The sequence below is a fragment of the Segetibacter sp. genome (assembly GCF_025963695.1).
In the GTDB taxonomy this organism is placed as follows: Bacteria; Bacteroidota; Bacteroidia; order Chitinophagales; family Chitinophagaceae; genus Segetibacter.
In genome coordinates, this window is sequence record NZ_JAOQAH010000034.1 from 57,069 (window position 1) to 66,955 (window position 9,887).

Annotated in this window: 9 protein-coding genes and 1 tRNA gene; 4 read left to right on the forward strand and 6 right to left on the reverse strand. The window is 38.8% G+C overall.

From position 1 onward, the window contains the following. Positions 1-320 precede the first annotated feature (320 nt). Positions 321-1,094, reverse strand: a complete 774-nt coding sequence (locus JWR87_RS05880) for an alpha/beta hydrolase-fold protein (protein ID WP_297816818.1) — start codon at positions 1,092-1,094, stop codon at positions 321-323. 150 nt (positions 1,095-1,244) lie between these two features. Between JWR87_RS05880 and JWR87_RS05885 the strand changes: the two genes are divergently transcribed. Continuing rightward, complete coding sequence (locus JWR87_RS05885; RefSeq protein WP_297816820.1) at positions 1,245-1,823, forward strand: hypothetical protein; 579 nt, start codon at positions 1,245-1,247, stop codon at positions 1,821-1,823. A gap of 46 nt (positions 1,824-1,869) precedes the next feature. On the opposite strand, the gene JWR87_RS05890 is transcribed toward JWR87_RS05885, so the two are convergent. From JWR87_RS05890 to JWR87_RS05905, 4 genes are all read right to left on the reverse strand, one after another. Beyond that, positions 1,870-4,428 (reverse strand): M1 family aminopeptidase, encoded by a 2,559-nt coding sequence (locus JWR87_RS05890; protein WP_297816823.1) that lies wholly within the window; start codon positions 4,426-4,428, stop codon positions 1,870-1,872. A 100-nt stretch (positions 4,429-4,528) separates the two neighbouring features. Further along, complete coding sequence (locus JWR87_RS05895) at positions 4,529-5,284, reverse strand: transporter (RefSeq protein ID WP_297816826.1); 756 nt, start codon at positions 5,282-5,284, stop codon at positions 4,529-4,531. A 471-nt stretch (positions 5,285-5,755) separates the two neighbouring features. Beyond that, complete coding sequence (dapA, locus tag JWR87_RS05900) at positions 5,756-6,658, reverse strand: 4-hydroxy-tetrahydrodipicolinate synthase (protein ID WP_297816828.1); 903 nt, start codon at positions 6,656-6,658, stop codon at positions 5,756-5,758. A gap of 18 nt (positions 6,659-6,676) precedes the next feature. Further along, the gene (locus tag JWR87_RS05905; RefSeq protein WP_297816831.1) at positions 6,677-7,657 is read right to left on the reverse strand and encodes an acetyl-CoA carboxylase carboxyltransferase subunit alpha; all 981 of its coding nucleotides are present in this window, start codon (positions 7,655-7,657) and stop codon (positions 6,677-6,679) included. Between the two features lie 127 nt (positions 7,658-7,784). On the opposite strand from JWR87_RS05905, the gene JWR87_RS05910 reads away from it, so the two are divergent. After that, positions 7,785-7,858, forward strand: a tRNA-Asp gene (locus tag JWR87_RS05910). 78 nt (positions 7,859-7,936) lie between these two features. Here JWR87_RS05910 and JWR87_RS05915 read toward each other — a convergent pair. After that, entirely contained in the window at positions 7,937-8,428 is a 492-nt protein-coding gene (locus tag JWR87_RS05915) for a thermonuclease family protein (protein ID WP_297816834.1), read from the reverse strand. 96 nt (positions 8,429-8,524) lie between these two features. Here JWR87_RS05915 and JWR87_RS05920 point away from each other — a divergent pair, with 96 nt between their 5' ends. Next, positions 8,525-9,328, forward strand: a complete 804-nt coding sequence (locus JWR87_RS05920) for a hypothetical protein (RefSeq protein WP_297816836.1) — start codon at positions 8,525-8,527, stop codon at positions 9,326-9,328. A 313-nt stretch (positions 9,329-9,641) separates the two neighbouring features. Then, positions 9,642-9,764, forward strand: coding sequence for a hypothetical protein (locus tag JWR87_RS05925; RefSeq protein WP_297816839.1), 123 nt, complete (start codon positions 9,642-9,644; stop codon positions 9,762-9,764). Positions 9,765-9,887 lie beyond the last annotated feature (123 nt).

Sequence of the window (9,887 nt, forward strand, 5' to 3'; positions counted from 1 at the left end):
AGCTATCTTAAAAGAAGGGTTGCACAGATCTTTAGGGCTGGTAATATGTGCCCCAATTATTTTTCTAATTTATCTCCTGTTGTACTCCTGCTACTTCATCATAAAAAAATTATACTTCTTGTTCGAGTAACAACAATTGCTACTCTAAACGGCTTTCGGGAAAGAAAGTGATGGATATCAATTTAATTTGAACAATTAGGTGATATAGCGAACGTAGCGACGGTGATTGTGGTGGTAGAACAATTGGCAGCCCGGCCGCCGACTGGTTGTATTTAAAGGAATGTCGCTTCCTTACCTGGTTTAGCATTGTGCCCGAATGTCTATTCTTCCAGCATCACTCCGGTTGCAAGCCAATTGTAATAATCGGCGAATTTATTTCTCCAATGATATTCGTGATGTTCTCCCTCGGGATCGACTTCTACATCAACTTCATATAAAGGGTATTTTTTTAGCAAATTCGCTATTGTATTAATATGGCCTACCATATTTTCTCCTTCTTTCGCCCCGCCGTAGAAATAGAACCTTTGTGGATATTTTTTGTTTGCCTCTGCTACCAATTTTAGCTGGTCCTTAGCATCGGGCACCAGCCATAATGATGGTGAAAACACACCCGCTCCTCCAAAAGTTATGGGATAGTACATGGCACCGTACAAAGAAATCAGTCCCCCCATACTGCTACCGGCTATTTGGGTGTGATAACGATCTGGCTTAGTTCTAAAATTTAAATCAATTACCGGTTTTAGTGTGTCGACGATAAACTGAATATATTTTCGTCCTTCACCGGCACCAAACTCAGTATGATCGTTAAAATTGTATTCCGTCATTCGATGTTCGCTGTTGTCAATACCTACAATAATACATTCTGCAAGCATACTGTTTAGGGTATCATCAACTCCCCACTCTTCGCCAAATGCAATCGCCTCATCAAAAAGGTTTTGCCCATCGTGCATATACACAACCGGGTATCTTTTATCGGTTTGAAAATACCCGGTGGGCTTGTACACCCAAATGCGCCGGTGCCTGTCTAACTGGGGCATGTAAAACTCCTCATCAATGACTTCAACATTTACTGCATTGTGTATAGTCTTTTGCATTTCCTATAAAGATTTAAGCAGATTACATAAAGAAAATATTGTACCGCGGGAATTACGGGATTGAATACTTTAATTTAAATGATCCTGGTTGTTTACGGCAAAGAGCAAAGACTTCTGTTGTATTTTTAAAAGAATAATAAAACGTTCAATATGGATGAAACCAGTGTCAAATATTTCGCTAACCTTCATAGCAAAGATGCTAATCTACGTTATGCTTCCTATGAATTTATAACAAAGAAAATACAGGAAAAAGTTGACTGGGCGTACGAGGTATGGGACGAATTATTGGATCTTTCAAGAACAGGAGATAATCACCAACGCGCCATTGCTGTGCAGTTATTGAGCAACCTGGCAAAAAGCGACCCGAAAAAGCGAATGCTAAAAGATTTTGAACAGTTATTAATTGTAACAAAGGATGAAAAGTTCGTAACTGCGAGACACTCCCTGCAAAGCCTATGGAAAATTGCCATAGTGAGTGAAGATCTAAAAATTAAGGTAGTAGAAAGTTTAACCAATAGATTTATAGAGTGCGTCAATGAAAAGAATGGCACTTTGATCCGCTACGATATTTTAGAAGTATTTAGAAAAATTTATGACAGACTAAACGACGACAAGCTGAAGGAGACGGCGCTCCGATTGATCGAAGCGGAAGACGATGCGAAGTATCGAAAGAAATATATCGGGCTGTGGCAAGACCTGTTGAATTTGAAAAACAAAAAATTAAACTGAAAAAAGGCTTAACTGGCATTGAAAATCTCTTTTAACTTGAGAAGTATTATTTCTGTAAAATAATTTTCTCTGCTCTAAATAAAGGATCTGCTGCTTGCAAAATTTTGGCTTTTAACCCTGGATGGTAATTAGGATGAGTTTTTAAAAATGCCCTGACAACATTTGCTGCTTCCGGGGATTGATAAGAACCAAAAGTTGACTGAAGCCAAGCAGTCGGGAAGAAGATGTCTCCTGTCAACTGAATTTGCTGTAAAAGCTCGAGGCTTTGTGGCAGATATTTTTTCGACGTTCCAGACCTTAATGGATGATGTAAATAATCTAAAGCTGTTGCCACCCATGCTTCTTTGTCCCGGTTTTTTTCGTCTTTTAAAGAAGCAAAAAAAGCATCTCTTTTTGCAGCATCGTTTGAAAGCGGAGTCATTAAGTATGCTAACCTGTTTCTCCTGTCAACATTTTTTATTCGTGTTAATTGTCGTTCCAGAATTCCGGCTGCCCGGTAATTTTTTACCGCCAATGTTAAGGCCAGCGATGTATAGTCGTCTTCGGTTAGCTTAACTCCTGTGGGCGCTTTTTCATCTTTCCAAACTTTGTATAAAGTGTCTTTTGCAGGCTCTGTTAGCGCAATGCTTTGAAAAGTCTTAAACAGTAATTTCTTTTTATTGGCAGCTGTTTCAGCCTTCATTGCCTGCCAAAGTTTTTGTTCAAGGCTACGCCCAATTTCAACTCTTTTTGCAGGTAAAATCAATCTCCAAAATATATCACTGATGTGATTTGTAATTAGTCTAAGATTAAGCTCTTCAGCCTCTTTAGATAATACAGACTTATATAAACCGAGCAATTGCATCGGTTTTATCCCTTTTCTACTTAGCATGTTTTCGTATAAATTAATAAACGCTGTTGCTCTCATCACCGGATTTTTTAATTCCGTCAAATGATCCAGCATTTTGTTTTCTATTGGAAACAAACCGTAACCTTGCCCCGATGAATTAAAAAGTATAAATAGCGGTCTCGGCCTGCCTTTGACAGCTTCTAACACTAATTGAGAATTGTTTAATTCTACCGTATACTCTTCTACAGTATCAGCATATACCAATGCAATCTCAAATAACTGCGGTAAGATTAATTTAGGCACATATTCTCCCTGCTGGCTAATAGTAAGTTTTGATATAAAACCGTTCTTTGTTTCAAGACGGTAACTTATAACTGGTCGTCCTGCTTCATTTACCCATACCTTATTCCATGTGTTCAAATCCGCTTTCGTACGAGAATCTAATATGGCAATTAAGTCAGGCCATGTTGCGTTACTAAATTTATATTTTGCCAGGTATTCGCGTAAGCCATCTCTAAAGGCATCTTTCCCCATCAATCGCTCTAATTGCCGCATCATTATAGGTGCTTTGTGATAAATGATGTTGCCATATAAGGTGCCCGCCTCCTGCAAATTGGATAACTGCTGACGAATAGGATTTGCACCTAACGTTCTGTCGACTCCATAGGCTGTAGGAAAATGATCGATCAAAAACTTCAGGTCATAATTACTTTTTGCCTGGCTTACTTTATCAGCCATAAAGTTTGCAAAGACTTCTTTCATCCAAACATCGTTAAACCAATGCATAGTTACCAGGTTACCAAACCAAATATGAGACGCTTCATGCGCTATTAAATTTGCCCTTGCATTTTCCTGGTCTTTGGTAGCGCCCTGGTCTAAAAATAAACTCGACGCTTTATAGTCGATCGCCCCTACGTGTTCCATTCCACCATATTGAAAATCGGGAATTCCAACAAAATCAAACTTTTTAAATGGATAAGATATCTGGGTATACTCTTCCAAAAAATTTAAAGCATCGCCATGTATACGAAAAATAGAATCAGTGCTAAAATTAATCTTATTGGTATCTGTTTCCCGATGATAGAAATTCATGGCTCTTCCATTTACGTTTTTTGTTACCGAACCAAACTTGCCGGCAACAAATGAAAAGAGGTAAGTGCTGATAGTATCAGACTGAACAAAATTGAAAGTTTTATTACCAGCCGCGATGGAAGAATCAGCCAAAGGCGCATTGCTAAGCGCATTCCATTCTTTAGGAATAGTGAGTGATAAATTGAATGTGGCTTTTAGGTCAGGCTGATCGAAACAAGGAAAGACAGTTCGGGCACGATCAGGTACAAGAAGCGTATAAAGAAAATCTTCGTTTCTGTTTAGAGATAAATTTCCTGCAGTAAAATTGATTGCAATAGAATTGCTACCAATTTTTAGAAATTTAGGATCGATAACAATATGTTCATTTATAAAAACGATCGAAACATCCTTGCCATTTACCAACAGCGTGTTTAAATGGTCACGTTCCTCCTTAAAATCAATTTGTAACGAAACTTCATTTTCAGACAAGTTTAGTACTATACTTTCTGATGCAGTAATTGCCTGTTGCTTTTGAGAAGGGATGGTTAGTTTAAGGTCGTAATGAATTTTAGATATTGTTGACTTTCGATGTTGCGCTAACTTATCTGATACACCTGCCTCAACGGCTATTCTTTTCAAAACGCGTTGAGCTGAGGTCTTTAATGACATTAAAAGAACAAGGGAGAAAATTACACTTAGCCGCATAATAATGATTTGAGAAACGGCAAGATAAAGGATTTGGTATACTTCGAATATGCACCCAGGCAATTGAAACGGTAATGATCCCGGTTGAAAAAATGAAGAACTATTTTTTTCCTCCGAAGCGAAATGAAAAACCAGCAGCAACAAAATAGTGCGGAGATTCTTCGTTTAATCCTACGCCGCCGCTTACATCCAGTTTCGAATTTTTTGAAACGAAATAAGCAAAACCGGCATCAAAAACGTCTTCAGGCGCTTTGCCTTTCTGTGCAAATCCGAACACTTCAATAAAGCTTTCCCATTTTTCAGAAATATCAAATTCCGGAGTGAAGGAGAACATCCAATTTTGTTGGTGGTCGCGGCTATCCCATTCCGAACCTACATTATATTGCAGCTTTAGTTTTTCAGATAACTTATTCTCAAACAGCAACCTGATTCTATTATACGCTTTGTTTATCTGATGATCAGCAGATGCAACTTTTGGAAGGCCAATCTGTCCCATTATTGCGGAAGAAAACTTTTCATTCTTCGACTCCAACAAAGCTAATTTCACTCCCAGCTCTAGCGGTTTCAATCCATTTTTAAACTCATTTTCCGATACCAATTTTTCATTCTCCAAAGTAGTCTCAACCCGCAGTTCCAACCTTTTCACTAAGCCATATCTAAGTAATACATCCGGATTTTGCCACACCTCATCTTGCTCGTTTTCCCTTGTTCGCCGAAAGCCAATTTCTGTCTGAAAGCTTTTTTTTGAAACTGTTTGCGGGGATAATGACTCACCTGGCCTTTCGGCTATTATTTTCTCCTGAGCACAAACAGTGATGGAAATAAAACTAACAAGTAGTGATAGAGTCTTTTTCATGTTGGTTTTAAGAATGCTAGTTAATTATTATGCCAACCCATTCGGCCAATTACTATTGGTCTTCTTCGTCATAATTAAATAATAACCTTAGCTTGATGAATGCAAAACTTAAGGGCTGAGCAACAAAAAAAGTACAAGTGAGCGACGCAAGAATGATGATAGAAGTAAAAATGACGGGATTAAAAATATTTTCTCAATAAAAAGCCAGCAACCGAGATTACCCAAAAAGTATCAGGATCAAAGTAGTATTGAAAAAAAAGATCCATACAAAAAGTATAATGTGGTGCCAGGCAGAATGGCTATCCCGGAAGCTTTTGTTGCGTCGCACACTTGTACTGTCTATCTCTTTTTGACTTTTATTAAACGGTTTTGTAAAACGTTTTCTATTAACAATAGCCCAAAAAGAGCCTCCTATTGCATTTTAACTAATGCAGGAAGATGAGCTACTACTACCGGCATTAAAAAAGGCGCTTAAAGCGCCTGAAATATTTTTAAACTTTCAAGGTATTCCTTAACCTTATTGTGGTGCGTTGCACTTAGCGGAACTAAAGGCAATCGTAAATAATTTTCTATAATGCCAAGCTCGGCCAAAACTGCCTTTACACCGGCCGGATTATTTTCTACAAAAAGCAAATCGAACCCTTGGAGCATTTTAAATAAAAGGCCTTTTGCCGAATTAAATTCGCTTCTCAGGCACAGCCTTACCATCTCAGAAAAATCTCTGGGAAAACAGTTGGCAGCAACACTGATTACCCCATCCATACCTGCAGCAATTAAAGACAATGCCAGATGATCGTCTCCACTGGTAACCAAAAATTCTGAAGGGCGATTTTTTAAAATGTGAAAGCATTGAATCATATTACCACTTGCTTCTTTTATACCCATGATATTAGAGCATTCATTAGCAAGCCGAATAGTAGTGTCGGCGGCGATATTACTAGCTGTACGCCCGGGAACATTATATAAAATGATCGGCTTAGAAGCAGCTTCCGAAAGTAGCTTGTAGTGAGTAAACAGCCCCTCTTGTGATGGTTTACTGTAATGAGGACTTGCACTTAATATGGCGGCAGCATGCTGCAGCGGATAAGTTTCTATGTCGTTGATAACCTCTTTAGTGTTATTACCTCCAATGCCAACTACGATAGGAACTGTTGAGCCAACTTTATCATAAGTGTACTGTAAAATTTCTATTTTTTCTGCCTTGCTTATGGTAGGCGTTTCACCTGTAGTACCTAATACTACCAGGTATTCTACTCCACCATGTATAACAAAATCTATTAATTTTCCATAAGCTTCGAAATCGATCTCCTCGTTCTCCTTGAAAGGAGTAACCAGGGCTACACCTGTACCTTTTAATGTATCTCGTAATGACATTGCAATTATTAGTTTTAATTATTGTGGCAATTCTTCCCAAAAGCCCATTTTACCAAATTTTTCAATTCTTTGTTTAACCCTTTCCGCCGGATCTATTTGCTTTAACTCTTTAATTATAGGAACAAGGTAATTTTTAAGAATTAAAGCTGCTTCGTCGTAACTCCAATGCGCACCCCCTACCGGTTCTGGTACTACACCATCAACCAGTCCAAATTCAAACATATTATCAGAAGTTAGCTTCAGTTGTTCTGCTGCAGTTTCTTTCATGTCCCAGCTTCGCCATAAGATAGAACTACAGTTTTCGGGCGAAATAACTGTGTACCACGAATTTTCTAACATAAGAACTCTATCGCCAACACCAATTCCTAACGCCCCACCGCTTGCGCCTTCGCCGATAATTACACAAATTACCGGCACCTTCAACCGTATCATTTCATAAATATTTCGGGCTATTGCTTCACCCTGACCTCTTTCTTCAGCTTCCATTCCGGGAAATGCACCAGGAGTATCTATTAAGGTGATCACAGGCTTATTAAATTTTTCTGCCAATCTCATTAAACGTAAAGCTTTACGATACCCTTCCGGATTAGCCATACCAAAATTTCGCAGTTGCCTCATTTTTGTGTTAATACCTTTTTGCTGACCGATAAACATTACCGTCTCCCCTGCCAGCTGGGCAAACCCACCCACCATAGCCTTATCATCCTTTACGTTACGATCTCCATGCAGTTCGATGAAGTTAGTGGACATCTTATCTATATACTTAAGAGTATATGGTCTATCAGGGTGCCGGCTTAGCTGAACCCGTTGCCATGGGGTAAGGTTTTCTGTTATTTCTCTTCTTTTCTCTATAATAGAATCCTGTAGTTGAATAATGGTGTGTGTGTAATCAACCTTCGTATTTTTATCTGCAAGTTTTTTAGTCTGATCGATCTGCTCGTATAAATCTTTAATGGGCTGCTCAAAATTTAAGAATTGTCTATTGGGGTATTCTGGCATATTTAACGGTTGAAAGGGTAAAATTAAGTGTAGAAATTTTTTTAAGAAAGTTTTGTTGGGCAAAACGTTTACCCTTATCTTTGCACTCCCAAAATAACAACTAATAGTTGAATTGAAGGGGAAAAACGGATCGGTAGTTCAGTTGGTTAGAATGCCGCCCTGTCACGGCGGAGGTCGCGGGTTCGAGTCCCGTCCGGTCCGCTTAAATTTACGTTATGCCTTGTAAATCAACAATTTACGAGGCATTTTTCATTTAGTGGGAAACATATGGGAAACATTCTAAAAGTTGCTTACAAAAGCATACAATCCCTTTGCAGATTGCCTTGCAGCGAAGTTTAGCTGCTGATATTTTGGAAGATTAGAACAGTAATATTCACTCACTGATTTTGCATAACCTTCTGCAATCAATATTTCATTCAAACAAGTTCCATCAGGCAAAATGATATACGCCAATTGGCGTTTATAAAAATCGAAAAAATACTTCTCTTCAGTTATCAAAGTAATGTTTGTTCCAGGCGGAGCAATCGTTATTGCAAAGGCTGTGGCTTTCATTCCAAGTTCAATTAGAAATTCACCTGCTACCCTTGCTTTCTTTTCATCTTCAATTAGCTTTCTGTTTCTTTTATTCTCCGGTGCATCAAGACCGTACAACCGAACTTCCTTTTCCTTTTTGGAAAATATGTTTTGCACCATAAAGCTATCTCCATCTAAAACCTTAGTGATCTTAAAGTGAGCTTCAGTTAAATATGGTGCGATAGCATCAAATTGCATTGCTTTACTTATTGATAGTCAAATACTTATAACAAAAGTAATTTTAATTTTGTATTGTTCAGGTACTCATTTTAAAACAATAAAAATTTTATAATTGTGGCAAGGCAAACAGGTTTAGTAAAATACAACGGCACTATGGGTGGCGTTCGTCATTTTAAAATTAAGGGGCTTGATGGTGACTTCGCAGGAATGGCAGGTGGACCGTCTGCGGAACAAATAAACAATGATCCGGCTTTTATCAGAACCCGTGAAAACATGAATGAATTTGGTGGCTCTGCTGCAGCCGCAAAATCTGTAAGGGTTGCCCTTTCTCAAATCATCAAACAGTTTTCAGATCCTCGGTTAACTGGTCGCTTAACAGCAATCATGAAACAAATTAACCTGGAAGATCAATCAGAGGCAAGAGGAAGAAGGGCAATAGAAATTTCAACACAGAGGCAGTATTTGACCGGTTTGGAGTTTGACGCAAATCTGAGTTTATCAGGATTATTTAATGCTCCCTATACACTTGCAAATAACGCAGCCAGGGATAGTGCAACATTCACCATTCCTGCTTTTAACCCGGCTAACCTTGTAAATGCTCCGGCAGGTGCAACACATTTCCGTTTGGTAAATGCTATTGCAGTTGTTTCAGATTGGGTTTACAATGATACTACCGGAAAGTATGAGCCAACTGATATTGCGTTGAACGAGCTTGCCGATGTTCAATATTCACCATACTTGGATTTGAACGCAGTCACAGCGGCAACAACTATAACAACTGCATTGCCTGGCACTCCAACCATGACTGCATCGGTTAGCGTTTTAAATTGTATTGGCATAGAGTTTTATCAGCAGGTAGGATCAAATTATTACCTTTTTTCTTCAGGTAATGCTTTAAGAGTTAATGAGGTTTTCTAAATGATTTCCATTGTAAAAATTGCCCTTACCGTAATGGTGGGGCTTTTTTTATGCCTTCTCCCCTCGCTGCTCACCCTATAATCATGCAGCAATCATCTCTAAATTTCACCGCAATTCCTTGCTTTGCTTTGCATTTGTTTTCAAAAATGGTGCAATCATATACGGTTCATATTGCTGATATGTAGGAAATAAATTGCAGTCAAGCGGTGTTTCAAATTGTGTCCGTATGGTCAATTAAGGGCTGCGTAGGGTCGCTGCGTTGTAAGCTGGTAGCTTATCATCAAAAGAAAAAAGCACTACCCCTAAAAGGGTAATGCTGATAACTGACGGCGACCTGATGGAAAGCACCAAAGCCAACCACCGCAAGGCATGTGATAAACTGCAACACCCGGAAGCGGATGGTAATGAACCGGCAAACGCCTGGCATGGCGACTAAAGGCAATAGGAGAAACTGGAACTGATGGCGGAAAGAATGACCTACTGAAAGGACAAACTGATAAACGCCTGCTGGTAATGATGCGAAGCTGCTTGTGCATAAGTAAAAATTTTATACGTATCT

Coding starts and splice junctions, on each gene's coding strand:
- JWR87_RS05905 (WP_297816831.1), bottom strand. CDS start 7,657: ATGCCAGAATACCCCAATAGACAATTCTTAAATTTTGAGCAGCCCATT.
- JWR87_RS05925 (WP_297816839.1), top strand. CDS start 9,642: ATGCTGATAACTGACGGCGACCTGATGGAAAGCACCAAAGCCAACCAC.
- JWR87_RS05915 (WP_297816834.1), bottom strand. CDS start 8,428: ATGCAATTTGATGCTATCGCACCATATTTAACTGAAGCTCACTTTAAG.
- JWR87_RS05885 (WP_297816820.1), top strand. CDS start 1,245: ATGGATGAAACCAGTGTCAAATATTTCGCTAACCTTCATAGCAAAGAT.
- dapA (WP_297816828.1), bottom strand. CDS start 6,658: ATGTCATTACGAGATACATTAAAAGGTACAGGTGTAGCCCTGGTTACT.
- JWR87_RS05880 (WP_297816818.1), bottom strand. CDS start 1,094: ATGCAAAAGACTATACACAATGCAGTAAATGTTGAAGTCATTGATGAG.
- JWR87_RS05895 (WP_297816826.1), bottom strand. CDS start 5,284: ATGAAAAAGACTCTATCACTACTTGTTAGTTTTATTTCCATCACTGTT.
- JWR87_RS05890 (WP_297816823.1), bottom strand. CDS start 4,428: ATGCGGCTAAGTGTAATTTTCTCCCTTGTTCTTTTAATGTCATTAAAG.